The following is a 24,839-nucleotide window of genomic DNA, read 5'->3' as shown; positions in this document are numbered from 1 at the left end:
GTACTGCACAGGGTTCAAAGCCTGTGCAGTACCTGTGGGAGCGGGCGTGCCCGCGAAGAGGCCAGTTCAGGCGATACAGGCTTTCAGCTTCAAGCCCCAACCCCCGCCGTAGTCCGCATCCGCCCCTCGATCCGCCGTTTCAGGCGCCGCTGCTCGATCAGCAACCGCGACCCATTGGCCGAATTGCTGCGACCCCAGTCCTCCAGCAGCTCAAGGCACGAGTGGTCGATATAGCTCAGGTTACCCAGCGGCACGTGCAGCGTGGTCCCCGCCGGCACGCTATCCAGCACCTGAGTCAGCGCCGGCACCTTGAGGAAGGTGGCGGCACCACTAAGCCGCAGTTCCATGTGCCCAGCCTTCTCCAGGCTGACCAGGTTGATCTTCAACCGCGCCGCCTTCAGAGCCAGCTTCAGCAAGGTCAGGGCAAAGCCCAGCAGCACGCCGGTCAGCAGGTCGGTAAAGATGATCGCCAACGCCGTCGCCGCGTAGGTGAACATCGGCATACGGCCATAGCGGCCAAGGCCGCGAAACGCCTTGAAATCCACCAGCTTGACCCCGGTAAACACCAGCACACCCGCCAGGCTCGCCACCGGGATCTGCTGCAAAACGCTGCTCAGCGCAACCACGAATGCCAGCAACCAAAGGCCATGGAAGATTGCCGAAGCCCGGGTCTGTGCACCCGCCTGCACGTTGGCCGAGCTACGCACGATCACCCCGGTCATCGGCAACGCGCCCAACACCCCGCACAGCATGTTGCCGATGCCCTGGGCCGACAGCTCACGGTCGAAGTCCGAACGCTGGCCGCTGTGCATGCGGTCAACCGCTGCAGCCGACAACAAGGTTTCGGCACTGGCGATGAAGGCCAGGGCAAACGCGGCAACCAGCAGGGTAGGGTCGGCCAGTTGCATCAGGTCACCAGGGCGGATCCAGTCGATGGCCTCGGACAGGTCGGCCGGCACCTGTACGCGGTTCACCGGCAAGGCCAGCCACATACTGATTGCCGTCATGGCCGACACGCCCAGCAGGGCACCCGGGACGAAGCGCAGCCGCTGCGGCCGCAGGCGCTCCCAGCCCCACATGATGGCGATGGTGCCCAGGCCCAGCGCACCGGCCACCCAGCCGGAGCCGGCGTTTTCATGTGGCAGGGCTGCGGCCACCGTCGCCGGGAACTCCAGCAGGTTCTGCATGCCGGAAGGCTGCGGCGCGGTGTCGAACATCACATGCACCTGCGACAGCACGATCAGCACGCCAATCCCGGCCAGCATGCCGTACACAACCGCCGGCGCGGTAACCCGGAACCAGCAGCCCAGGCGCAAGCGCCCAGCCAGCAATTGCAGCAAGCCGGCCAGCAGCAGGATCGGCCCGAGCATGGCCATGCCATGCTGGCGCACCAGCTCGAACACCAGTACCGCCAGGCCCGCTGCAGGGCCACTGACCTGCAGCGGCGAACCGGCGAGGAAACCCACGACAATGCCGCCGATAATGCCGGTAATCAGGCCTTTGGCTGGCGGCATGCCCGAGGCGATCGCAATGCCCATGCACAACGGCAGGGCAACCAGGAAGACCACCACCGACGCCAGCAACTCACGCGGCAGGGCCGTTTTCAACTGTGTAATGTTCACCGTGTTTCTCCTTTCTCTGTCACACAGCCATTCCCCTGGCCGTGGGCACGTTTGCCCCTGACGAGCGCGCAGGCGCGGGCCGCCAGCGGGCGTGCCGGCAGGCAGTCAGGGAATTCAAGGCAGCCGAAGGCCGCGCCACACCCTAGGGGGTGCAGCCGGCTATCAAGGTTTCAGCGGGCGGATGGGTCGCTTAGTAGCGGCCTCTCGGAGTAGCGCAGGGGACCGGCTCGCCGGCGGCCAGGGGCAGGAAGCTATCGCTGGCGGCGTCGTAGGCTTCGATCTTGCTGGTCTCGATGTCGTAGACCCAGCCATGGATGAACAGCTCACCGGCGGCCAGGCGCGAAGCCACCGAAGGGTGGGTGCGCAGGTGATGCAGCTGGGCGATGACGTTTTCCTTGGTCAGCACTTGCATCGTTTCGTGTTCGCTGCCGCACGAGCAGTTGTTCTCGACCACGGTACGGGCCACTTCGGCGTGGCGCAACCAGGCGGATACGGTCGGCATCTTGGTCAGCGATTGCGGGTTGAGTACCGCGCGCATGGCGCCGCAGTCGGAGTGGCCGCAGACGATGATGTGATGCACTTTCAACGCCAGTACGGCGTACTCGATGGCGCTGGAAACGCCGCCGTTCATCTGGCCATAAGGCGGTACCACGTTACCGACGTTACGGGTCACGAACAGGTCGCCAGGCGAACTCTGGGTGATCAGCTCGGGAACGATGCGCGAGTCGGCGCAGGTGATGAACATGGCACGCGGTGTTTGCGCGGTGGCGAGCTTCTTGAACAGCTCTTGCTGCTCGGGGAAAACGTCATGGTGAAAACGCAGGAAGCCGTCGACGATGTGCTTAAGGGCGGCATCGGCGCTCTCCGCGGGGACCTGCGGTACGACCTTGGATGGGTCCTTGATGGGCATGATTCATCCTCTTGACGGTGTATAGGTAAATCCATTTTACCGGTGAAAGATTCTGGCTATGCAGGGATTTAGATGACACGCACGGGCCATAGATCACAGTCGGTGTGGACTGATTTCCTACGCTAGCGAGGAAAACTTAACTGAAGCTTAATTCGAAGGCTCTAGAACGGGGGTTCCAGATGAAAGAGGCGGGAACTGGATAATAGCAAAAAAACATCAACTGCCAAGAGCCATTAGTCCAATTATCAACTTGGATTAGTTGTATTGATGGCTGGCATTGCGCCCCATGCAGGAACCCGGAACCTGGCCGTGCTCTGCTCAAGCATCAGAACAGCGCCATCTGCCCACCCGGCGGGCAAAACGCCGAACAATCCAGCGCCTGCGCTTCTCGCCCTTCGAAATCCAACCGCTTCATGGCCTTGGCAAAGCGCTGCGCCAGCAACTCGGCAAACACGCCTTCACCGCGCATGCGCACACCAAACCGGCTGTCATACAGCTCGCCACCGCGGCTCTGGCGGATCAGGCTCAACACATGCGCCGCCCGCTGCGGGTAATGGTCCTGCAGCCATTGCTCGAACAACGGCGCCACCTCCAGCGGCAGGCGCAACATCATGTAGGCCGCGCTCTGCGCGCCAGCCTCCCTGGCCGCCTCCAGCAGGCGCTCCAGTTCACTGTCGTTGATCATTGGAATCATCGGCGAACACAACACGCCCACTGGCACCCCCGCCTCGCGCAACACGCGGATCGCTCGCAAGCGCGCCTTGGGTGACGCCGCACGCGGTTCCAGCACCCGTTTCAGGTCATCGTCCAGCGTGGTCAGGCTGATCATCACCCGCGCCAGGCGCTGGCGGGCCATCTCGGCCAGCAGGTCAAGGTCGCGCAATACCAGCGAACCCTTGGTGACGATGGTCACCGGGTGGCGAAAACGCAGCAGCACTTCGAGCAGGCGCCGGGTCAGCAGTTGCTCCCGCTCGATCGGCTGGTACGGGTCGGTATTGGAGCCCAGGTTGATCGGTGCGCACACGTAACCCGGTTTGCTCAGTTGTTGCGCGAGCACCTCGGCGGCATTGGTCTTGGCTATCAGCTTGGTCTCGAAATCCAGGCCGGGGGAAAGGTCCCAGTAGGCGTGGGAAGGGCGGGCATAGCAGTAAATGCAACCATGCTCGCAGCCACGGTAAGGGTTGATGGAGCGGTCGAAGGGCAGGTCGGGCGAAGTGTTGCGGCTGATCACCGACTTGGCCGTCTCGACTCGCACCTCGGTGCCCTGGGTTTGCGGCACCTCCTGGCACCAGCCATCATCCTCCGCCACCGAATGGCTGGGGGCAAAGCGATTGTGCGGATTATGTGCCGTGCCACGGCCCTTTTGCGGTGCTGGAGGAATCATGGCCCACCCCGTATACTGTATTCATATACAGTATCGTGCGCGCCATAATCTTTCCAGCACCTCCGGTCAGCGTCCCCTCACTTCAGGCCATGCCAACGCAGGTAGGGCAGCTGGCTCGGCTGCCGGCCAAGGAACAGCTCGATGCCTTCCCGCAACGGGCGCGATGCCCCCGGGGCAAGCAATGTCTCCTGCAGCGCCCGGCCTGTGGCCCGATCCAGCAGGCCTTGGGCCTCGAAGCGGGTGAACAGGTCAAAGGCGTGCACATCCGACCACAGATAGGCGTAATAGCCGGCATCATAGCCGTTCACCAGATGGTCGAAGGCGTGCGCCGGGTGCTCGAAATCGGCAAGGGGCCAGTAGCCAGAATGCTCACGGGCATCGCTCAGGCGCTGTTCGAGGGACCGGCCATCGTTCGGCGTACCATGCAGGTCCAGGTCGAACAGCGCCAGGCTCAGATCGCGCGCGGTTTCCTCCACGCCTTGCTGCCGCATGCGGCGCAGGCACTCATCGACCCGCGCCCGGTCAAGCTGGCTGCCATCGTGCTGGTGCGACGAGATCGCCACCAGGTAATCAGCGTCCCAGACCCAGCGCTCGAACAGCTTGCCGAACAGCTCCACGCCATCGGTCCCGAGTTCGGTGACGTTGGACATCACGTGGTTGGTCGTGCGCACCAGCAAGTGGTGCAAGGCATGGCCAAACTCGTGGAACAGCTTGCGCAGTGACAGATGGCCCAGCAACGGCTGGCTACCCGGCAGCGCTGCTGGCACGTCGCTGTAGACCACCACCGAGGCCGCCTGGTAGATCCCCTCGGCATCGACCCGGCGGTTGCGAATGTAGGTGGTGAACACCGAGTCAGGCTGCTTGCCGGCATGCTGTACGGCGTCCAGGTAGAAGAAGCCGATCAAGGCGTTGTCCTGCCACACCTCGAACGGTTGCACGCTGTCATCCCAGGTTGCCAGCGGCCTGGCCTGCAGCGTCACGTCAAACAGCTTTTCCGCCAGTTGCTGCAATGCGCTGACCACAGCATTCAGCGGGAAGTATTCGCGCAAGGCTTCGGTGGGCAGCACCGTGCGCGACGAGGCCTGCAGGTAGGCAATGTCCCAGGGTTGAATATTCCCCAGCCCCTTGGCTGCGGCCTGGCGCTGCATGTCTGCGCGCCACTGCAGCATGGCCGGCCGCACATGCTCGGCCAGGTCATGAAGAAAGCCGCGCACATGGGTAACCGAACCCGCGCTCTTCACATGCAGGCTCTGCTCCAGATGGCTGGCAAAGCCGAGCAGGTGAGCCTTTTCTTCCAGCAGCCTCGCCAGTTGCTCCAGGAGCGAGCGATTGTCCTGCTGCAGGCCAAGGCCGACGCCTCGGGTGTTGTAAGCCCGGTACACGCGCTCACGCAGCTGCCGGTTGTCAGCATGTTTGAGCACGGCATCGGTGGTCACGCTTTCGCACGCAATCAACCAGCCTGGCTCTCCCGCCTCCTGTGCCCTTGTAGCCAGCTCATCACGGATGCGTTGAGGTATACCGCTCAGTTCGGATTCATCCGTGACGCTCAGCCCTGGCCGGTTGATGTTGCTGCGAAACGCCTCCCGCGCAGCGCTAATCTGTTTCAGGAGTTCGGCCAGGCGTACCTTGCCTGCAGGGGCGAGCGATGCACCACTGGCGCTGAACTTGTCCAGATGCCAGCGCAATGTGGCGCGTTTCTGGGCATCCAGCTGCTTGCCGATGTCGCTGTTGGCCAAGCGCTCATACAGGGCCTGCAGTGCGGCGTTGGTGAATTTCTGGTCGAACCGCTCCGTGGTCTTGGCAAAGAAGTCGATAATGGCCGCGGCCCAGGCTTCATCCCGGTCAACCAATGGCGAGGCAGCATACAACACCGCCAGCAGCTGGCTATCCAGCCCGTCAACCGCCAGCACCATGTCATCCCAGGTTGGCATGGCCTGCTGATCGAGGAGGATGCGTTCGATGCCTTGCTCGTGCGCCAACAGCACGTGTTCAAAGGCGACTTGCATGTTTTCGATGGTGATCGCCGGATAATCGACGGGGATATGGCTATTTTGCAGAAGTGGGTTGTCCATGGTGCAACACCTTGCTCGTAGAAAAGAGCAGGCGAGCTTGCATGGCCAGCGTACAGCAGGTGGCCTGACTATCTACCACCTGGGCATACCGGCCCGGGCACGGCGCCCGGGCGGCACGAAGGCTTTATTCAGCCGGTTTCTTCAGCTTCGGGTTGGGGAAGAACTGCACCGTCTGTACCTTGGCCGGCGCGGCTTTCGGTTGCAGATGGTTGACCCGGGTGCCGAGTTCCTTCGGCACCGACATGCCCTGCTCGTTGAGGGTGTCGGTAAAGCCGCAGGCCACGCACTCGCGGTGTGGTACGCCGTCTTCGTTCCACATCATCAACTTGTCGGTCTCGCTGCACGCCGGGCATACCGCCCCGGCAATGAAGCGTTTCTTGGTCTTGTTCACGCCTACCTCGCTCATGCTGCAGCGTCCTCGCTCAGGCCACTGTGGCGCAGCAAGGCATCGATGGAAGGCTCACGGCCACGGAAGTCGACGAACAGCTCCATCGGCTCGCGAGAGCCACCGCGTGCCAGTATCGCCTCGCGGAAGGCGCGACCGGTCTCGGCGTTCAGCACGCCTTCTTCCTCGAAGCGCGAGAAGGCGTCAGCCGACAGCACCTCGGCCCATTTGTAGCTGTAGTAGCCCGCCGCGTAACCACCCGCGAAGATGTGCGCAAAGCTGTTGGGGAAGCGGTTGTACGCCGGTGGGCGCATGACCGACACCTCGTCGCGTACGCCTTCGAGCACCTGCAGCACGCTGCGGCCGTCACCATGGGTGGCATGCAGCTCGAAGTCGAACAGCGAGAACTCCAGCTGACGCACCATCATCATGCCCGACTGGAAGTTCTTCGCCGCCAGCATCTTGTCCAGCAGGTCCTGGGGCAGGGGTGCACCGGTTTCGTAGTGGGCGGAGATCAGTGCCAGGCCTTCCGGCTCCCAGCACCAGTTTTCCATGAACTGGCTCGGCAGTTCGACCGCGTCCCAGGCCACGCCGTTGATGCCGGATACGCCGGCATGCTCGATGCGGGTCAGCATGTGGTGCAGGCCATGGCCGAACTCATGGAACAAGGTGGTGACTTCATCGTGGGTCAACAGCGCCGGCTTGCCAGGGGCGGCCGGGGTGAAGTTGCACACCAGGTTGGCCACCGGGCTCTGCAGCTGGCCAGCGGCGGTGCGGCGACGGTCACGCGCACCATCCATCCAGGCGCCGCCACGCTTGTTGGCGCGGGCATAGAGATCGAAGAAGAAGCGGCCGACGTGCTGGCCGTTTTCCTTGATCTCGAACAGGCGAACGTCCGGGTGCCAACTGTCGAAGCCCTTGAGTTCGGCGATTTCGATGCCGTACAGGCGCTGCACGATGCTGAACAGGCCGCCCAATACCTTGTCGATCGGGAAGTAGGCGCGCAGGGCTTCCTGCGAAACACTGTAACGCTGCTCGCGCAGCTTCTCGCCGAAGTAGCCGGCGTCCCAGCTGGCCAGCTCAGGGCAGCCCTGCTCAGCGGCGTAGGCCTTGAGCTGCTCCAGATCCTGGGCGGCGAACGGCTTGGAACGCTTGGCCAGGTCACGCAGGAAGCTCAGCACCTGGTCGCTGGACTCGGCCATCTTGGTGGCCAGGCTCAGCTCGGCGTAGTTCTTGTAGCCCAGCAGTTCGGCCAGCTCCTGGCGCAGGCCGAGGATTTCCTGCATCACCGGGCCGTTGTCGAACTGGCCAGCATTCGGGCCCTGGTCCGAAGCACGGGTGCAGTAGGCGGCGTACAACTCTTCGCGCAGGGCACGGTCGCTGGCGTAGGTCATTACCGCGTAGTAGCTGGGGAATTCCAGGGTGATCAGCCAGCCGTCGAGGCCCTTGGCCTGGGCGGCGGCGGCCATCTGCGCCTTGGCCGAATCGGTCAGGCCGGCCAGCGCGGCTTCGTCGGTAACGTGCTTGGTCCAGGCCTGGGTGGCGTCGAGCAGCTGGTTGGAGAAACGGCTGCCCAGCTCGCTGAGCTTGCTCTGCACTTCGGCGTAGCGCTGCTGTTTATCAGCAGGCAGGTCGATACCCGACAGGCGGAAGTCACGCAGGGCATGCTCGAGGATAGTCTTTTGCGCCACGTCGAAGCCGGCGGCCTCCGGGCTATCGATCAGCGCCTGGTAGGCTTCGAACAGCGCACGGTTCTGGCCCAGTTCGGTAGAGTAGGCGCTCAGCGCCGGCAGGCACGACTCGTAGGCTTCGCGCAGTTCCGCGCTGTTGCACACCGCATTGAGGTGGCTGACCGGGCTCCAGGCGGCGCCCAGGCGGTCGTTCAGTTCGTCCATGGCCAGCACCAGGCCGGCCCAGGTCGGGTTCTTGCCCTGCTTTTCGAGGATCTCGGCAATGGCTTTACGGTTGTCGGCCAGGATCGCTTCGATCGCCGGCAACACGTGTTCGGCACGGATTTGCGAGAAGGGCGGCAGATCGTAGGACTGCAGAAGCGGGTTGTTCGCACTCACGGTTTGGATACCTTGGCAGAAGAAACACTGCCCCATCTTAATTACAATCGACGCCGACCGCAGCAGGCAGCCTGCCTATCGGCACAGATGAGAGACGCTATCATGGCCATCCGAAGCTTCCAGCAACACACTCCGAAAGTTGGGCCCAGGGCCTTCGTCGACCGGTCGGCGGTAGTGCTGGGCGACGTGGAAATCGGTGAAGACAGCTCGGTCTGGCCGTTGACCGTGGTACGCGGCGACATGCACCGCATCCGCATCGGCGCTCGCACCAGCGTGCAGGACGGCAGCGTGCTGCACATCACCCACGCAGGTCCCTTCAACCCGGACGGTTTCCCGCTGATCATCGGCGACGAAGTGACCATCGGCCACAAGGTCATGCTGCATGGCTGCACCCTGGGCAACCGCATCCTGGTCGGCATGGGCAGCACCATCATGGACGGCGCCATCGTCGAGGACGAAGTGATCATTGGCGCCGGTAGCCTGGTGCCACCAGGCAAACGCCTGGTCAGTGGCTACCTGTACATGGGCAGCCCGGTGAAACAGGCCCGGCTGCTGAACGACCAGGAACACGCATTCTTCGCCTACAGCGCCAACAACTACGTGAAGCTCAAGGACCAGCACCTGGCCGAAGGCTACGACCAACCTGAATGACCGCATTCGCGGGTAAACCCGCTCCCACAGGTACGGCGCCGGCCTCAGGCCCTGTGATATCCCTGTGGGAGCGGGTTTACCCGCGAAGAAGACCACGCAGCACTCAAGTGGAACTCAGTAAATGCACCAGCAAAACATCCTGTTCGACCTCGACGGCACCCTGACCGACCCTCGCCTGGGCATCACCCGCTCGATCCAGTACGCACTGGCCAAACTGGGCATCGACGAGCCGGACCTCACCCGCCTCGAGCACTTCATCGGCCCACCCCTGCTGCAGGCCTTCATGCAGTTCTACAGCTTCGACAAAGCCAAGGCCTGGGATGCGGTGAACTTCTATAGGGAACGCTTCAGCGTCACCGGCCTGTACGAAAACCTGGTGTTCGACGGTGTACCGGAGCTGCTCGAGGCCCTGAACGGCCAGGGCCGCACGCTGTACATCGCCACCTCCAAGCCGTGGGAGTTCGCCCGTGAAATCGCCCGGCACTTCGCCTTTGACCACCACTTCAAGGTGATCTACGGCAGTGAGCTGGACGGCACGCGCACCAACAAGGTCGAGCTGATTCGCCATCTGCTTGATGAAGAAGGGCTGGACCCGGCGCAGACCCTGATGATCGGCGACCGCAAGCATGACCTGATCGGTGCGCGCAGCAATGGGTTGCAGGCAGTGGCGGTGGGGTATGGGTTTGGTAGCCAGGAGGAGTTGATGGCGGAAGAACCGGCATTCCACTTTGCTACCTTGGCCGAGATGCATCAGGCATTTCTCAAGGCTTGATGGCCATTGGGGCTGCCTTGCCGGCGATGGGCCGCAACGCGGCCCCAGAATCTCACCGGCTAACCATCAACCGCCGCAACGCCGCCTTCCGCTCTTCAATCGGCAACCGCCCCAACTGCTCCACCCTCTGATAAAACCGCGCCCAATCCCCACCCACTTCGCGGAACACCGCCGCAAACGCCGGCACCCACTGGTCATACAGCCCGAACGGCAACAACTTGGCATTGTTCATCGGCCCATACATCCAGGCGTCATAACGCTTGTCGCCACCCCACTGGCCATCCCGCAGCTGCCGGTATTCACGCCGCAAGCGCTCAAACTCCGCCTGCTTGGCCGCCCGCTTCTGCACATCATCCAGAGGCCCGGCATATATCGCCTGCAGCCGCTCGCGGCTGGCCAGCACCAAGCGGGTGAACTGCTCACGCTGCTGCCCCTGCTTCCCCCCAACCGCAGCAAGCCCACGCGCCATGCGCCATTGCCGCGTGCCTTCCTGCTCGACGAAGGAGGCAAACGACTCGTTGAACTCGGTATCGTCCTGCACATAGAAGCGCTGGTGGGCGAGCTCATGGAAGATCAGCGTGGCCAGGCGCTCTTCGCTCCAGCCCACCATCGACGACAGGATCGGGTCGTCGAACCAGCCCAGGGTCGAATAGGCCTCCACGCCACCCACGTATGCATCCATGCCTTCCTGGCGCATCAACGCCGCCGCCCCACGCGCCGCGCCTTGCTGGTAATAGCCGCGATAGGCCACACACCCCGCGATCGGGAAACAGTGAGTCACCGGCTGCAACGACAGCTCGGGGGTGGCGAACACATTCCACACCACGTAGGGCCGGCCAATGTCGGCATATACCCGGTAGCTGCGGTTGTCCGGCAGCTTCAGCTGCTGGCTGGCAAATACCCGTGCCTGACTGGCATGTTCCAGGCGCGCGCGCAGTTGCGCGGAGGTGGCCGGGTCGGCCACTACCTGCTCCACCGGCTGCCGTGCACGCAGCAACTGCCACTGGCCCTCGGCCAACTGCCCATAGTAGGCGGCACTGCTGCAACCGTTCAGCAGGAGCACCGCCAGCAGCGGAACCAAACGGGTGAAAAGAAGGTCGAGTGGCCCAGGACCTGAGCGCTGCATAAGAATAAGTCGAAGCATCCGGGACTGTCTGACTCGCTCAAGGCCGATTCACTCCAAGACTATCTCGCCAAGGGGGCGTTTCGCCATGCGTGCACTATTGGTCATCGGCTCACTGCTGCTGATATCCGCCTGTTCGACCTTGCCAGACCCAGACCCGAACCAGGCCTGGATCGACCTCACGCCCTACGACAACACCTCGCTGCACGCCGTGCAGGTAGATGAACGCGACTGGGCCGACAGCCGCTATTTCGAAGTACAGCCCGGCAGCCACGAGCTGACGGTGCGCTACCAGTTTCCGGTTACCCCCAGCAATATCGGCCCGGTCAAGGAGCCGTTGTGGCGTGATTGCCAGGTCAAGCTGACCTTCAAGGATTTCAGTGCCGGCCAGCGCTACCAGATGCAGGCTGGCAGCATCGGTTTCCGCCCCTGGATCAAACTCTACGACCATCAGCAGAAACTGGTTGGCCAGGGCTTGCCTGCAGGCTGCCAGCGCACCTGAACCGTACAAACGGCGCTATGCTTGTAGCGTGTAAACCGCAAGTGGAGACTTGCCATGCGCCAGCCCATGATGCTGATTGCCCTCAGTGCACTGGGGGCCTGCGCTAGCCCCTTGCCCCCCGTCGACCCCAAACAGGCCTGGGTCGACCTGTACACCATGACTCCCGGCAGGACGATCATGGCCGACCGCCTCGATGGCCAGCGCCTGGAGGATGGCCGTTACTTCCAGGTGACACCGGGCAAGCACGAACTGGTAGTGCGCTTCGATTATGAGATCTACGGGGGCGGCCCCATGACCCAACCCAGGGACCGTACCTGCTACCTGACCGTACGCTTTGACAACTTCCGGGCCGGTGAACGCTACCGCCTGGAGGCTCGGGCGCCGGTGATGGAGCCGCAGGTGCTGCTGTATGACGGCAGCCGCAAGGTAGTGGTGAACGAGCCTAGCGAGGTGTTCTGCATTCCGTGACCTGGGGCTGCCTTGCAGCCCCGGGCTCTAGAACTTACTGATCATTCTTCTGATAAATGATCTTCTTGGTTCCACCATCGCAGGTCCCGACGACCATGTTCTGGTCCTTGACCTCGCTGTTGGGCACGATTTCCAGGGTATAGGACGAAACCCCTTGGGCCTGGATCTTGGCCTCGATCTCGGCTTTGAGCTCCTCGCACGGCTTGACCGCCGCCAGCGCAGATGTGGCGACCAGGGAAGCCAACACGGCGAATGCTACGCGAATCATGAAACGGCTCCTGAAAGGGCAGCGTGCTGCCGACGCTGTTTAGACTACAGCAAACCGCTCTCATTGCACCGTTTCCCCAATAAGAGCCCAGCCGCCAACGGCAAGCTCATAATCGCAAGGCAAGCATTGAATCCATCGAATGTGCCCATACAGAGTTGAAAAGGCCTGTGGCCAAACACCTTTGCGGAGGCTCCATGACGCAGCTGCGTGACCTGAAGATTTCCACCCTCGACCTGGTACCGGTACGCGCCGACGCCGGCCCGGCGCAGTCGCTGCGCAACTCGCTGGACCTGGCGCAGCACGTCGAGCGCTTTGGCTACAACCGCTTCTGGGTGGCCGAGCACCACAACATGGACGGCATCGCCAGTTCGGCGACTGCGGTGCTGATCGGCTACCTGGCCGGTGGTACCTCGAGCATTCGCGTGGGCTCTGGCGGGGTCATGCTGCCCAACCATGCGCCGCTGGTGATCGCCGAGCAGTTCGGCACCCTGGCCAGCCTGTACCCGGGGCGCATCGACCTGGGCCTGGGCCGCGCGCCGGGTTCCGACCAGATGACCGCCTACGCCCTGCGCCGCGACCGCGCCGGCGGCCCGGATGACTTCCCGGACGATGTCGAGGAACTGTCACGCTACCTCGGCCCGCGTACTGATGACCAAAAAGTGATCGCAGTGCCAGGGCACGACACCGAGGTGCCGATGTGGCTGCTCGGCTCCAGCCTGTTCAGCGCCCAGCTGGCCGGCATGCGCGGCATGCCTTACGCCTTCGCCTCGCACTTTGCGCCGCGCTACATGCACGAGGCGATCCGCGTATACCGCAACCACTTCAAGCCCTCGACCACGCTGGACAAGCCGTATGTAATGCTGGGCATCCCCATGGTGGTGGCGCAAACCGATGAAAAGGCCGAGTACCTGGCCACTTCGGTGTACCAGCGCATCCTCGCGCTGATTCGCGGGCAGAGCCTGATGCAGAAGCCGCCGGTGGAAAGCATGGATGGGCTGTGGCTACCCCATGAGCGGGATGCGGTGGGCAGCTTCCTCGGCCTGGCGATGATCGGCAGCCCGCAGAAGGTGCGGGCCAAGGTGGAAGTGCTGCTGGAGCAGACCGGCGCCGATGAGCTGATCTTTACCTGTGATCTGTATGAGCATGCGGACCGGATCCGGTCCTATGAACTGATGGCGCAGGCTCTCAAGACTGAGTGACCTTCTTCGCGGGTAAACCCGCTCCCACAGGGGTATCACAGGGCCTGAGACCGGCACCGTACCTGTGGGAGCGGGTTTACCCGCGAAGAATCCAACCCGTTAACCGCGACGGTACACAATTTCCTTGGTACCAGCCTCGCAACTACCAATCACCTTGCCAGCCGGGTCGCCCTTGTCGACGATCTCCAGCTTGTAGCCGGTAACCCCCTTGGCATCCAGCTTCGCCGCAATCTCCGCCTTGAGCTCCTCGCACGGCTTGCCCGCTGCCAGTGCACCACCCGCCAGGGTCATAAGGCCCAGCGCCAGAATCAGTTTGTTCATCACTCGCTTTCCTTGTGCAGATGAAATCAGAAAGGGCGCCCGCCAAGGCGCCCCCTTCCTGAATACCCCATCATGCCGGGCTCATCCAGCCCGACGGTGTTTCAGCTGTTGGCAATACGGAAGCCGACCTTCAGCGTGACCTGGAAGTGCGCCGCCTTGTTGTCACGGATATGACCACGGGTATCTATCACCTCGAACCACTCCAGGTGCTTGATGCTCTTGCCGGCTTCGGCCAGGGCATTGTTGATCGCCTCTTCGATGCTGGTGGTCGACGACCCCACCAGTTCGATCTTCTTGTAAGTGTGATGGTCGGTCATGAGCGCTCTCCTTGGATAACGGTGAGATTCAGCCTAGCAGCGCAGGCCGGGTTTACCTGCGAGCTGTCACCGCAGGTGAAAGTTCGATCGCACTTTCGCTTCGCCAGGCAGTCGCAACTTCTACAGCCCACAACGCGAAGGAGAGTCAACATGCACCGCAATTCGCTGCGTAAAACGTCCCTGGAAAGCATGGAAGCCGAAATCGAGAGCCTTCTGAAGACCCTGGAGAACCTCAAGCATGATGCTTCCGAGGAATCCCAGAAGTCGGTGAAGGCCATCCGCAGCAACGCCGAAAGCGCCCTCCGCCATTCCCGTAGCCTGCTGAGCGATGCCTACGAAGAAGTGAAACACCGTACCCGCCAGACTGGCATCGCCACACGCGATTACGCTCAGGAACACCCCTACACCACGGCGGGCGTTGCTATTGGTGCACTGGGCCTGCTGGCAGCCTACCTGCTGTGCAAGCGCAACTAGACTAGGCGCCCTGCCGCGCCAGCTCCGCCCGTAACCACTGCGCCAGCTGCTCGGCGCGCCCGTCCGCGGCGCGCCGGGGCACCCACAATGCCAGCGCTGCAGGGGTTGGTGAAAAGCCCCACGGCGCACTCAAACGGCCCGCCCGCAGGTCATCGGCGACCAGCGGCTGCGGTGCAATCGCCACACCCAGCCCGGCCACGGCCGCTTCCAGCAGGTAATACAGGTGCTCGAAAGCCTGGCCATAGTGGAGGGCCGCCGGCTCCAGCCCCTGCTCCAGCGCCCAGGTCGGCCAGGCCTGCGGGCGCGAGGTGGTGTGTAGCAAGGCCTCGCCCAGCAAGGCCTTGGCCGGCGCACCCTGCAAGCGCTCGAAACCGGCGAAATGCGGGCTGAGCACCGGCCCGATGCGTTCCTCGGCCAGCACATGCACCTGCATGTCCGCCGGCCACGGTGGCTCGGCATATACCAGCAGCGCATCCAGCCCCGGCCGCCGCGGGTCGAGGTCGCCTTCGCCCGCCGACAGGTGCAGGCGCAGCTCTGGCAAGTCCGCCTGCAGCCGCCCCAACCGCGGGATGAACCAGCGCGCCAGCAGGCTGCCCGAGCAGCCCAGCACGAACGGCGCCTCGCTGACATCGTGGCTGAGCTCGGCACACACGCTGCGCAGCCGGTCGAAGGCTTCGCCACTGGCATCGCGCAGACGCACACCGGCATCTGTGAGTTTGATGCCGCGCCCGTCCTTGACAAACAGCGCTACGCCCAAGTGTTCCTCGAGCACCTTGATCTGCCGGCTGACGGCGCCATGGGTGACGTGCAGCGCTTCGGCCGCCTGGCTGACGCTATTGAGCCGTGCGGTGGCCTCAAAAGCCCGCAGGGCGTTGAGGGGAGGGAGGTCGTGGGCCATTTTACCTGTGAGTTTTTCTGACAAGTTTGCGCAATCTTATCGGTTTTCAGCCGGGCTTGCCGTGGTTAGAGTAAAGCCCATCACTCATTCATTACGCCCTGGAGCGCCCCATGACCCAGTCCCAATACCGCCCCGGCCCCGACGCCAACGGCCTGTTCGGCTCGTTCGGCGGCCGCTACGTGGCCGAAACCCTGATGCCACTGGTGCTGGACCTGGCCCGCGAATACGAAGCGGCCAAGGCGGACCCCAAGTTCCTCGAAGAGCTGGCCTACTTCCAGCGCGACTACATCGGCCGCCCCAACCCACTGTACTTCGCCGAGCGCCTGACCGAGCACTGCGGTGGCGCGAAGATCTTCTTCAAGCGTGAAGAGCTCAACCACACCGGCGCGCACAAGGTGAACAACTGCATCGGCCAGGTGCTGCTGGCCAAGCGCATGGGCAAGAAGCGCCTGATCGCCGAAACCGGCGCCGGCATGCACGGTGTGGCCACTGCCACCGTTGCCGCGCGCTTCGGCCTGCCTTGCGTGATCTACATGGGCGCCACCGACATCGAGCGCCAGCAGGCCAACGTGTTCCGCATGAAGCTGCTGGGCGCCGAGATCGTCCCGGTCACCGCCGGCACCGGCACCCTGAAGGACGCCATGAACGAAGCCCTGCGCGACTGGGTCACCAACGTCGAAGACACCTTCTACCTGATCGGCACCGTGGCCGGCCCGCACCCGTACCCGGCCATGGTCCGCGACTTCCAGTCGATCATCGGCAAGGAAACCCGCGCCCAGCTGCAGGAGAAGGAAGGCCGCCTGCCAGACAGCCTGGTTGCCTGCGTCGGTGGTGGCTCCAACGCCATGGGCCTGTTCCATGAGTTCCTCGAAGAGCCAAGCGTGCAGATCATCGGCGTCGAAGCCGGTGGCCACGGCGTGCACACCGACAAGCACGCCGCCAGCCTGAACGGCGGCGTGCCGGGCGTGCTGCACGGCAACCGCACCTACCTGCTGCAGGACGAAGACGGCCAGATCACCGACGCCCACTCGATTTCCGCCGGCCTGGACTACCCGGGCATCGGCCCGGAGCACGCCTACCTGCACGAAGTGAAGCGTGTCGAGTACGTCAGCATCACCGACGACGAAGCGCTGGATGCGTTCCACGCCACCTGCCGCCTGGAAGGCATCATCCCGGCCCTGGAAAGCTCCCACGCCCTAGCCGAGGCAATCAAGCGCGCACCGAAGCTGCCCAAGGACCACCTGATGGTCGTGTGCCTGTCGGGCCGCGGCGACAAAGACATGCAAACCGTCATGAACCACATGGCCGCCCAGGAGAAACAGGCATGAGCCGTCTTGAACAACGCTTCGCCGAGCTGAAGGCCGAAGGCCGCTCGGCACTGGTCACCTTCGTCACCGCGGGCGACCCGGGCTATGACGCCTCGCTGCAGATCCTCAAGGGCCTGCCGGCAGCCGGTGCCGACGTGATCGAACTGGGCATGCCGTTCACCGACCCGATGGCCGACGGCGTGGCCATCCAGCTGGCCACCCTGCGCGCCCTGGAAGCTGGCCAGACGCTGGCCAAGACCCTGCAGATGGTTCGCGAATTCCGTGTGGAAAACCAGACCACACCGATCGTACTGATGGGCTACTACAACCCGATCCACCGCTTTGGCGTGGAAAAGTTCGTGGCCGAAGCCAAGCAAGCCGGCGTCGATGGCCTGATCATCGTCGACCTGCCGCCCGAGCATGATGCCGAGCTGGCGGCCCCGGCCCAGGCCGCGGGTATCGACTTCATCCGCCTGACCACCCCGACCACCGACGACGCGCGCCTGCCGCGCGTGCTGGAGCGCAGCTCCGGGTTCGTCTACTACGTGTCGGTGGCCGGTGTGACCGGTGCTGGCTCGGCGACCACCGAGCACGTGACCGAAGCCATTGCCCGCCTGCGTCGGCATACCGACCTGCCGATCAGCGTTGGCTTTGGCATTCGTACGCCGGAGCAGGCTGCGGCCATTGCCCGCCTGTCGGACGGCGTGGTGGTGGGCTCGGCGCTGGTCGACAAGATTGCCCAGGCCAAAGATGCCGATCAGGCCGTGAACGATGTATTGAGCCTGTGCTCGGCACTGGCTGAAGGGGTGCGCGGCGCCCGCCGTTGAACCGCGTCGCCATCTTCGCGGGCACGCCCGCTCCCACAGGTCCTCCACAGTTTTCAGCATCTGTGTGGTCCCTGTGGGAGCGGGCGTGCCCGCGAAGAGGCCGGCACAGGCTATAGCGGCCTATCCCCCAAAAATCGACAGGTCCAAAGGCCGCACAGCCCCCATCCAGATCGCATGGTCCCGGTGGTCTGCCAGTTCATCCCCGGTCAGCGGGTGCATGAACACCACCAGCCCCTTGCGATACAACGCCAACCAAGGCAACACCACCCCCACCACCTCCGGCCCGAACGCCAGCTGGCAGCTCCAGTCCGGGTGCGGCCCGACCGGTTGCTGGTGCATGCGCCCCATGGTCACGGGGAATAACCGCGAGGCCTCCTCGCACAGTTCGCGGGCCTGCTCCATGGTCGCTGCGTCATAGTAGACGTGGGCGTGGTAACCCTTGATCCTCTGCACGATAACTCCTGATTGTGGTCCAATCATCACCACCAGCAAGGGGAGTGATGCCGTGAAAAACGCCGAAACCCCAGTGTTCAAACTGGTCCTGTTCGGGCCTGAAAGCAGCCTGGGTAATGCCCTGATGGTAGAGCTGCTGTCACGCCAGCACGAAGTCACCGCCGTGGTAGACGACCTGAACCGCCATGCGCCGCGCCCCGGCCTGCACTTCAAGATAGGCGGGCTGGGCGATGCCGACCAGGCGGAGCAGGGCGCGGCAGGCGGTTCGGCGGTCATTGCCCTGTTATCGACGCTGGCGCCGGGCGATCTGCCCGGGCAAGCCCGCATGAGCGAAGCGCTGGTGGCAGGGCTGAAGCGTACGACTATACGCCGGCTGTTGCTGGTGGGCGATTTCGATGTGCTGGATGAGCCAGGCAAATACAGCGAGGTAGAGCGGGAATGTGTGGATCAGGTGGTCGACGGGTTACAGCGCAGTGCGTTGCGCTGGACCCTGATCAATGCACCACACGAGGTCCCTGGGTTGGGGATGGAGCATTTTCGCAGCACCGAAGGTACGCTGGAGCCGGGGTTGGCTGAGCCGTTGCGGCGCCTGGCCAGGGTCGCGGCGGGGATGGTGGATATGCTGGAGCTGGATTTGCACCGGGGCGAGCATCTGACCTTCGTGGTCTAGATTGCCGGCGATGGGCCGCAAAGCGGCCCCGGGGATGTCACAGGCTGCGCTCGCGCTCCAGCCAATCCACAAACCGCTGGATCAACGCCCCACGCCGCTTGCGTGGCGGCAACACCGCGTAATACCCGCGCGCCGAACGCAAACTCCCCTCCAACGGCCGGCACAACAACCCTTGCTCCACCAACCCATCCACCAGGTGCCCCCAGCCAATCGCCACCCCTTGCCCGGCAATCGCCGCCTGGATCAGCAACGTATAATTATCGAACCGCAACTGCCCCGCCGGCGGCGGGCTGGCCACGCCAAACCCGCGGAACACCCCCGCCCAGTCAAACCAGCGGCTAGCCTGCTCGCCCTTCAAATGCAGCAAGGGCAATCGTTGCAAAGCCACGGCTGACAAGGGTTTGCCATGAATCAGCCGGGGGCTGCATACCGGGAAAACTTCCTCATCGAACAGCCAGCGACTCTCGCCCTGGTGAAAGCGCCCGTCGCCAAACAGCACCGCCACGTCGATGTCCGGGCGCAACATGCCCTGGCTGCGCTCACCGGTCACCAGGCTCACGTCCACTTGTGGATAAGCCTCGTGAAAACGCTGTAGCCGTGGCATCAGCCAGAACGCCGCAAAGGCGAAGTCGGTAGCCACCTGCAGCACTTCGCGCTGGCCACGCCCACTGACCTGGGCAATGCCGTCCTCCATGGCCTGCAAGCCCTGATGCACCTGTTCGAACAGCACCTGGCCAGCCTCGGTCAGTTCGATACCCCGGTAGATGCGGTCGAACAGGCGCGTGCCCAGCTGTGACTCCAGCCGTTTGACCTGCTGGCTCACCGCCGGCTGCGTGGTACCCAGCTCCAACGCCGCAGCGGTAAAACCACGCAGGCGTGCGGCGGCCTCGAACACGCGCAAGGTATCCAGCGACAGCTCGGCAAGGTGCTCAAACATAAGCTTGGCTAATCCCAGTCATTGCCCGCCATGGGCTTTACCCATGTTATCCACAGTCGCATCTTGATAGGCAAGCGGTTCGCATAACCCTCAACGATGGAAGCTACCATGACGCGCCCGAATATCCTGTTCATCATGGCCGACCAGATGGCAGCACCCTTGCTGCCGATCTACGCCCCTTCGCCGATCCAGATGCCGTACCTGAGCCGCCTTGCCGAACAGGCGGTGGTGTTCGACTCGGCCTACTGCAACAGCCCGTTGTGCGCGCCGTCGCGCTTCACCCTGGTCAGCGGCCAGCTGCCCAGCCGCATCGGCGCCTACGACAACGCCGCCGACTTCCCCGCCGACGTACCGACCTACGCCCATTACCTGCGCCGCCTGGGCTACCGCACCGCGCTGTCGGGCAAGATGCATTTCTGCGGCCCGGACCAGCTGCATGGCTACGAAGAACGCCTGACCAGCGACATCTACCCGGCCGACTACGGCTGGGCGGTGAACTGGGATGAGCCAGACGTGCGCCCTAGCTGGTACCACAACATGTCCTCGGTGCTGCAGGCCGGCCCGTGCGTACGCACCAACCAGCTGGATTTCGACGAGGAAGTGGTGTTCAAGGCGCGCCAGTACCTGTACGACCATGTGCGCGAAAACGATGGCCGGCCGTTCTGCCTGACCGTGTCGATGACCCACCCGCACGACCCGTACACCATCCCCAGGCGCTATTGGGATCGCTACGAGGGTGTGGATATCCCCATGCCCCGCGCCGAACCCGGCCAGGCAGAACTCGACCCGCACTCGCAGCGTCTGCTGAAGGTTTACGACCTGTGGGACAAGCCGCTGCCTGTGGACAAGGTCCGTGACGCCCGCCGTGCCTACTTCGGCGCCTGCAGCTACATCGACGACAACATCGGCCTGCTGCTGCAGACCCTGGAGGAATGCAACCTGGCCGAAGACACCCTGATCGTGTTCTCCGGTGACCACGGTGACATGCTTGGCGAGCGCGGCCTCTGGTACAAGATGCACTGGTTCGAGATGTCGGCACGGGTGCCGCTGCTGGTGCACGCGCCGAAGCGCTTCGTGCCAGCCCGGGTCAGCGCCTCGGTGTCGACCTGCGACCTGCTGCCAACCCTGGTCGAGCTGGCTGGCGGCGCTGTGGATAACCACCTGCACCTGGATGGCCGCTCACTGGTCGGCCACCTGCAAGGGCAGGGCGGCCATGACGAAGTGATCGGCGAGTACATGGCCGAAGGCACCGTCGGCCCGCTGATGATGATCCGCCGCGGGCCTTACAAGTTCGTGTACAGCGAAGACGACCCGTGCCTACTCTACGACCTGAGCCGCGACCCGCACGAGCGGGAGAACCTCACCGACAGCCCGGAGCACCAGGCGCTGCTGCAGGCATTTGTCGATGAAGCACAGCAGCGCTGGGATATCCCCAGCTTGCGCCAGCAGGTACTGACCAGCCAGCGGCGCCGCCGCCTGGTGGCCGAGGCGCTGGCCATCGGCAAGCTGAAAAGCTGGGACCACCAACCGCTGGTGGACGCCAGCCAACAGTACATGCGCAACCATATCGATCTCGACGACCTCGAGCGCAAGGCACGTTATCCACAGCCCGCCCCCCTGGATTGAGAAGAGAGGCCGCCATGCACAAGTTCTCCGCCGCCGTGTTCGCCCTGGCCCTGAGCCTGGGTACCGCCACGGCCCACGCCGCCGACAGCGACGCGCAATGCAGTACCGTGAAGATGGCCGACCCCGGCTGGAGCGATATCGCTTCCACCAACGCCGTGACCCGCCTGCTTCTGGAAAGCCTGGGTTACCAGGTAAAAATCGATAGCCTGGCCGTGCCGATCATCTACGGCGGCCTCAAGGATGGCCGGGTCGATGCCTTCCTCGGCAACTGGATGCCGGCGCAGCAGGGCTTTCATGACAAGTTCATCGCCAATGGCGATGTGCAGCAACTGGCGCGCAACCTGGAAGGAACCGAATTCACCCTGGCAGTGCCCGACTATGTGTGGAATGCCGGGGTGAAGGACTTCGCCGACCTGCAGAAACACGCCGATCAGTTCGACAAGAAGCTGTACGGGATTGGCTCCGGGGCACCCGCCAACCTGTCGTTGAAGGAAATCATCGACAAGAATGAGTTCAACCTTGGCCAGTGGAAGCTGGTGGAGTCCAGCGAGCAGGCGATGCTGGCGCAGGTCGACCGTGCGGTGAAGAAACAGCAGTTCATCACCTTCCTCGGCTGGACCCCGCACCCGATGAACGTAAAGCTGAAGATGCACTACCTGAGCGGCGGGGAGCAGTGGTTTGGCAGCAAGGGCGAGGTGTATACCCTGACCCGCAAGGGTTATCCACAAGCCTGCCCGAATGCGGCCAGGCTGCTAGGTAACCTGAAGTTCACGCTGGACATGGAAAACAGCATCATGGCCGAGGTTGTGGACAAGAAGATCAGCTTCGATGATGCGGCCAAGGCCTGGGTGAAGGCACATCCCGAGTTGCTGGAAGGGTGGCTGGCCGGGGTGACTACCAAGGCCGATGGCAATGCCCTGGAGGCTGTCAAAGCCAAACTGTAACCTGACAAGCAAACCTCTATCCCTGTGGGAGCGGGTTCACCCGCGAATGCGTCGGTAGATTCACTGCAGCATTCGCGGGTAAACCCGCTCCCACAGGGGACAGTGCAATTTCAGGATTGTGGATAACCCATGCATCGCCTCACTCACCTGCTGCCCTTCCTCACCTGGCTGCCCCGCCAATCGGGCCGTAGCCTGCGCCAGGACCTGCTGGTGGGCCTGAGCGGCGCAATCCTCGCCCTGCCGCAATCCATTGCCTACGCCCTGATCGCCGGCCTGCCCGCCGAATACGGCCTGTACGCCGCCATCGTGCCAGTGCTGATCGCCTGCCTGTGGGGCTCGTCCTGGCACCTGATCTGCGGCCCGACCGCTGCCATCTCCATCGTCCTCTATGCCAGCATCAGCCCGCTGGCCGTGGCCGGTAGCGCCGACTACGTCACCCTGGTGCTGCTGCTGACCTTCCTCGGCGGCATCTTCCAGTTGCTGCTGGGGCTTTTGCGCTTCGGTGCACTGGTCAATTTCGTCTCCCATTCCGTGGTGCTCGGCTTCACCTTGGGCGCCGCTGTCGTCATTGCCCTGGGCCAGCTGCCCAACCTGCTGGGCATGGACCTGCCCAGCCAGGCCACGGCGCTGAAGACCGTGCAGGACCTGGCCAGCCATGCCGGCGAGGTCGACCTGCCTTCCTTGATTCTGGGCCTGGCCACAGTAGCGATCGGCGTGGCCTTCAAAGCCTGGCGCCCACGCTGGCCCAGCCTGTTGATAAGTCTGATTTTGGTAAGCCTGCTGGCCTGGTTGCTGCCCGGGTTCTTTGGCCATGTGCCGCGTGTGCCGGCATTCACCGGGCAGCTGCCACCCTTCAGCCCGCTGCCCTTGCTGGATGTGGAACTGATCCTGCGCCTGCTGCCCAGCGCCGTGGCGGTGGGCATGCTCGGGCTGGTCACCAGTCTGTCGATCGCCCGCTCGTTGTCGGCACGTTCGGAGCAGTTGATCGACGCAGACCAGGAAATACGCGCACAGGGCCTGTCGAACATCGTCGGTGCGTTTTTCTCCGGTTACCTGTCTTCCGGCTCCTTCACCCGCTCCGGGCTGAGCTACGACGCCGGCGCCCGCTCGCCCATGGCCGGGGTATTCTCGGCGCTGTGGGTGGCGGTGTTCGCCGTTGCCGGGGCCGGGCTGATCGCGCACCTGCCAATTCCGGCCATGGCCGGCAGCATCCTGTTGATCTGCTGGGGATTGGTGGACCACCGGGGAATTCGCGCGCTGTTCCGGGTGAGCCGCTCGGAGTTTCTGGTAATGGCACTGACGGCGGCGGCGACCTTGTTGCTGGAATTGCAGACGGCGATCTATGCCGGGGTGCTGGCGTCGCTGTTCTTCTATCTGAAGCGAACGTCACGGCCACGGGTACAGCAGAGCCGTGAAGGTGATGCGGATGTATTGCGGGTGGGCGGTTCGATCTTCTTTGGTGCGGCGCATTACCTGCAGGTGCGCTTGCAGCGCTGCCAGGGGCCGCATGTGGTGATCGATGCGCGGCAGGTGAACTTCATCGATTACTCGGGTGTGGATATGTTGCACCGCGAGGCGCGGCGGTTGCGGCGGGCGGGGGGGAGTCTGACCCTGCATCGGGCCAGGCCGCAGGTGATCGAGGAATTGCAGAAGCTGGAAGGGGTGGAGATGTGTCCGATCCGGTTTGAGGAGTGATAGCTGAGATCCTGGGGCTGCTTTGCAGCCCATCGCGACACAAGGCCGCTCCCACAGATCCAATGTGGGAGCGGCCTTGTGTCGCGAAAGGGCCGCAAAGCGGCCCCGACAATCTCAGCCCCGAGCCAGCTGCCGGCGCAACTCTGCCAAAACCGGCGCCGTATCCGGCCGCACCCCACGCCAGATAAAGAAAGCCTCAGCCGCCTGCTCAGCCAGCATCCCCAGCCCATCCAGCACCTTGGCCGCCCCCAGCTTCTCTGCCCACTGGCAAAACGGCGTAGGCTCCTTGCCATACATCATGTCGTAGCAAACCGTGCGCCCGGCCTCGACCAGGCTGTCGGCAATCGGCGGCAACTCACCGGCCAGGCTCGCCGAAGTGGCATTGATGATCACATCCACCGGCTCTTGCAACCAGGCAAACCCGCTGGCCACCACCGGCCCCAGTTCATCGAACTCACGCGCCAGCTGCTCGGCCTTTTCCACGGTACGGTTGGCAATCACCAGCGACTGCGGCTTGTGCGACAGGATCGGCTCCAGCACGCCACGCACCGCACCACCAGCACCCAGGATCAGAATGCGTTTGCCCGCCAGCTCGACCCCGGCATTCACCGTCAGGTCGCGCACCAGGCCAGCGCCATCGGTATTGTCGCCCTGCAGGGTGCCGTCGGCCAGCTTGCTGAGTGTGTTCACCGCGCCAGCGCGCCGGGCACGCGGAGTCAGGCTGTCGCACAGGCGATAGGCCTCTTCCTTGAACGGCACGGTGACGTTGCCGCCGCGGCCTTGCTTGAAGAAGCCGCGTGCGCAGTCGCTGAACTCGTCCAGTGGCGCCAGCAGCGTGGCGTACTCCAGGTCCTGCCCGGTCTGTTCGGCGAACAGGCGATGGATCAGCGGCGACTTGCTGTGGCCGATGGGGTTACCAAAAACGACGTACTGGTCCATGACGGC

At 63.6% G+C, this 24,839-nt stretch carries 26 protein-coding genes; 12 read left to right on the top strand and 14 right to left on the bottom strand.

Annotation, left to right across the window (positions count from 1 at the left end; all coding sequences use genetic code 11):
- Window positions 1–89: 89 nt before the first annotated feature.
- From J5M71_RS08600 to prlC, 6 genes are all read right to left on the bottom strand, one after another.
- Window positions 90–1,622 (bottom strand): SulP family inorganic anion transporter, encoded by a 1,533-nt coding sequence (locus J5M71_RS08600; protein ID WP_207831476.1) that lies wholly within the window; start codon window positions 1,620–1,622, stop codon window positions 90–92.
- A gap of 190 nt (window positions 1,623–1,812) precedes the next feature.
- Window positions 1,813–2,532: a carbonic anhydrase gene (locus tag J5M71_RS08595; RefSeq protein WP_063912352.1), complete on the bottom strand. Its 720-nt coding sequence runs from the start codon at window positions 2,530–2,532 to the stop codon at window positions 1,813–1,815.
- 325 nt (window positions 2,533–2,857) lie between these two features.
- Window positions 2,858–3,916 carry a PA0069 family radical SAM protein gene (locus J5M71_RS08590; protein ID WP_207831474.1) on the bottom strand — a complete coding sequence of 353 codons (1,059 nt, stop codon included), beginning with the start codon at window positions 3,914–3,916 and terminating at the stop codon, window positions 2,858–2,860.
- A 77-nt stretch (window positions 3,917–3,993) separates the two neighbouring features.
- Window positions 3,994–5,988 carry a M3 family metallopeptidase gene (locus J5M71_RS08585; protein ID WP_207831472.1) on the bottom strand — a complete coding sequence of 665 codons (1,995 nt, stop codon included), beginning with the start codon at window positions 5,986–5,988 and terminating at the stop codon, window positions 3,994–3,996.
- A gap of 124 nt (window positions 5,989–6,112) precedes the next feature.
- Window positions 6,113–6,394 (bottom strand): YheV family putative zinc ribbon protein, encoded by a 282-nt coding sequence (locus J5M71_RS08580; RefSeq protein WP_207831470.1) that lies wholly within the window; start codon window positions 6,392–6,394, stop codon window positions 6,113–6,115.
- Window positions 6,391–8,478 carry an oligopeptidase A gene (prlC, locus tag J5M71_RS08575; RefSeq protein WP_207831467.1) on the bottom strand — a complete coding sequence of 696 codons (2,088 nt, stop codon included), beginning with the start codon at window positions 8,476–8,478 and terminating at the stop codon, window positions 6,391–6,393. Before prlC ends, J5M71_RS08580 begins: the two co-directional genes overlap by 4 nt.
- Window positions 8,479–8,544: 66 nt before the next feature.
- On the opposite strand from prlC, the gene J5M71_RS08570 reads away from it, so the two are divergent.
- Both J5M71_RS08570 and J5M71_RS08565 read left to right on the top strand, forming a co-directional pair.
- Window positions 8,545–9,093, top strand: coding sequence for a gamma carbonic anhydrase family protein (locus tag J5M71_RS08570; RefSeq protein WP_207831465.1), 549 nt, complete (start codon window positions 8,545–8,547; stop codon window positions 9,091–9,093).
- 121 nt (window positions 9,094–9,214) lie between these two features.
- Window positions 9,215–9,865 (top strand): HAD family hydrolase, encoded by a 651-nt coding sequence (locus tag J5M71_RS08565; RefSeq protein ID WP_207831463.1) that lies wholly within the window; start codon window positions 9,215–9,217, stop codon window positions 9,863–9,865.
- 52 nt (window positions 9,866–9,917) lie between these two features.
- Here the strand turns inward: J5M71_RS08565 and J5M71_RS08560 are convergent, their stop codons facing one another.
- On the bottom strand, window positions 9,918–10,991 hold the full coding sequence (locus tag J5M71_RS08560) for an aminopeptidase (protein WP_207831461.1): 1,074 nt from the start codon (window positions 10,989–10,991) through the stop codon (window positions 9,918–9,920).
- An 85-nt stretch (window positions 10,992–11,076) separates the two neighbouring features.
- Here J5M71_RS08560 and J5M71_RS08555 point away from each other — a divergent pair, with 85 nt between their 5' ends.
- Together J5M71_RS08555 and J5M71_RS08550 are read left to right on the top strand one after the other, a co-directional pair.
- Window positions 11,077–11,490, top strand: a complete 414-nt coding sequence (locus J5M71_RS08555; RefSeq protein WP_063912324.1) for a hypothetical protein — start codon at window positions 11,077–11,079, stop codon at window positions 11,488–11,490.
- A gap of 54 nt (window positions 11,491–11,544) precedes the next feature.
- The gene (locus J5M71_RS08550) at window positions 11,545–11,958 is read left to right on the top strand and encodes a hypothetical protein (RefSeq protein WP_063912323.1); all 414 of its coding nucleotides are present in this window, start codon (window positions 11,545–11,547) and stop codon (window positions 11,956–11,958) included.
- A gap of 34 nt (window positions 11,959–11,992) precedes the next feature.
- Here J5M71_RS08550 and J5M71_RS08545 read toward each other — a convergent pair whose 3' ends face one another.
- Window positions 11,993–12,226: a DUF1161 domain-containing protein gene (locus J5M71_RS08545; protein ID WP_207831459.1), complete on the bottom strand. Its 234-nt coding sequence runs from the start codon at window positions 12,224–12,226 to the stop codon at window positions 11,993–11,995.
- Between the two features lie 194 nt (window positions 12,227–12,420).
- Between J5M71_RS08545 and J5M71_RS08540 the strand changes: the two genes are divergently transcribed.
- A complete protein-coding gene (locus J5M71_RS08540; protein WP_207831457.1) occupies window positions 12,421–13,425 on the top strand; it encodes an LLM class flavin-dependent oxidoreductase in 1,005 nt (334 codons plus the stop codon).
- A 99-nt stretch (window positions 13,426–13,524) separates the two neighbouring features.
- On the opposite strand, the gene J5M71_RS08535 is transcribed toward J5M71_RS08540, so the two are convergent.
- Together J5M71_RS08535 and J5M71_RS08530 are read right to left on the bottom strand one after the other, a co-directional pair.
- Window positions 13,525–13,746, bottom strand: coding sequence for a DUF1161 domain-containing protein (locus tag J5M71_RS08535; RefSeq protein ID WP_003261041.1), 222 nt, complete (start codon window positions 13,744–13,746; stop codon window positions 13,525–13,527).
- Window positions 13,747–13,847: 101 nt separating this feature from the next.
- Window positions 13,848–14,063: a dodecin gene (locus J5M71_RS08530; protein WP_013970282.1), complete on the bottom strand. Its 216-nt coding sequence runs from the start codon at window positions 14,061–14,063 to the stop codon at window positions 13,848–13,850.
- A gap of 150 nt (window positions 14,064–14,213) precedes the next feature.
- On the opposite strand from J5M71_RS08530, the gene J5M71_RS08525 reads away from it, so the two are divergent.
- Entirely contained in the window at window positions 14,214–14,537 is a 324-nt protein-coding gene (locus J5M71_RS08525) for a DUF883 family protein (RefSeq protein ID WP_063912320.1), read from the top strand.
- 1 nt (window position 14,538) lies between these two features.
- Here the strand turns inward: J5M71_RS08525 and J5M71_RS08520 are convergent, their stop codons facing one another.
- Window positions 14,539–15,435 (bottom strand): LysR family transcriptional regulator, encoded by an 897-nt coding sequence (locus tag J5M71_RS08520; RefSeq protein ID WP_063912319.1) that lies wholly within the window; start codon window positions 15,433–15,435, stop codon window positions 14,539–14,541.
- 110 nt (window positions 15,436–15,545) lie between these two features.
- On the opposite strand from J5M71_RS08520, the gene trpB reads away from it, so the two are divergent.
- Window positions 15,546–16,763 (top strand): tryptophan synthase subunit beta, encoded by a 1,218-nt coding sequence (trpB, locus tag J5M71_RS08515; RefSeq protein WP_015268451.1) that lies wholly within the window; start codon window positions 15,546–15,548, stop codon window positions 16,761–16,763.
- Complete coding sequence (gene trpA / locus J5M71_RS08510; protein WP_207831455.1) at window positions 16,760–17,569, top strand: tryptophan synthase subunit alpha; 810 nt, start codon at window positions 16,760–16,762, stop codon at window positions 17,567–17,569. The genes trpB and trpA overlap by 4 nt, the downstream gene beginning before the upstream one ends.
- A 120-nt stretch (window positions 17,570–17,689) precedes the next feature.
- Here trpA and J5M71_RS08505 read toward each other — a convergent pair whose 3' ends face one another.
- A complete protein-coding gene (locus J5M71_RS08505) occupies window positions 17,690–18,022 on the bottom strand; it encodes a DOPA 4,5-dioxygenase family protein (protein ID WP_207831453.1) in 333 nt (110 codons plus the stop codon).
- A gap of 52 nt (window positions 18,023–18,074) precedes the next feature.
- Between J5M71_RS08505 and J5M71_RS08500 the strand changes: the two genes are divergently transcribed.
- On the top strand, window positions 18,075–18,692 hold the full coding sequence (locus J5M71_RS08500; protein ID WP_207831451.1) for an NAD(P)H-binding protein: 618 nt from the start codon (window positions 18,075–18,077) through the stop codon (window positions 18,690–18,692).
- 37 nt (window positions 18,693–18,729) lie between these two features.
- Here J5M71_RS08500 and J5M71_RS08495 read toward each other — a convergent pair whose 3' ends face one another.
- Window positions 18,730–19,629 (bottom strand): LysR family transcriptional regulator, encoded by a 900-nt coding sequence (locus J5M71_RS08495; RefSeq protein ID WP_207831449.1) that lies wholly within the window; start codon window positions 19,627–19,629, stop codon window positions 18,730–18,732.
- 108 nt (window positions 19,630–19,737) lie between these two features.
- Here J5M71_RS08495 and betC point away from each other — a divergent pair, with 108 nt between their 5' ends.
- The 3 genes from betC (at window position 19,738) to J5M71_RS08480 (ending at window position 23,894) form a co-directional block, all read left to right on the top strand.
- The gene (gene betC / locus J5M71_RS08490; protein WP_207831447.1) at window positions 19,738–21,255 is read left to right on the top strand and encodes a choline-sulfatase; all 1,518 of its coding nucleotides are present in this window, start codon (window positions 19,738–19,740) and stop codon (window positions 21,253–21,255) included.
- Between the two features lie 14 nt (window positions 21,256–21,269).
- Complete coding sequence (gene choX, locus J5M71_RS08485; RefSeq protein ID WP_207831444.1) at window positions 21,270–22,199, top strand: choline ABC transporter substrate-binding protein; 930 nt, start codon at window positions 21,270–21,272, stop codon at window positions 22,197–22,199.
- 129 nt (window positions 22,200–22,328) lie between these two features.
- On the top strand, window positions 22,329–23,894 hold the full coding sequence (locus tag J5M71_RS08480; RefSeq protein WP_207831442.1) for a SulP family inorganic anion transporter: 1,566 nt from the start codon (window positions 22,329–22,331) through the stop codon (window positions 23,892–23,894).
- 114 nt (window positions 23,895–24,008) lie between these two features.
- Here J5M71_RS08480 and aroE read toward each other — a convergent pair whose 3' ends face one another.
- A complete protein-coding gene (gene aroE / locus J5M71_RS08475) occupies window positions 24,009–24,833 on the bottom strand; it encodes a shikimate dehydrogenase (protein WP_207831440.1) in 825 nt (274 codons plus the stop codon).
- Between the last annotated feature and the right edge of the window lie 6 nt (window positions 24,834–24,839).

This window comes from Pseudomonas sp. 43(2021) (assembly GCF_017490805.1).
Lineage (GTDB): Bacteria > Pseudomonadota > Gammaproteobacteria > Pseudomonadales > Pseudomonadaceae > Aquipseudomonas.
The sequence above is the reverse complement of the archived record's forward strand: the minus strand, read 5'-3'. Positions and strand labels throughout refer to the sequence as shown.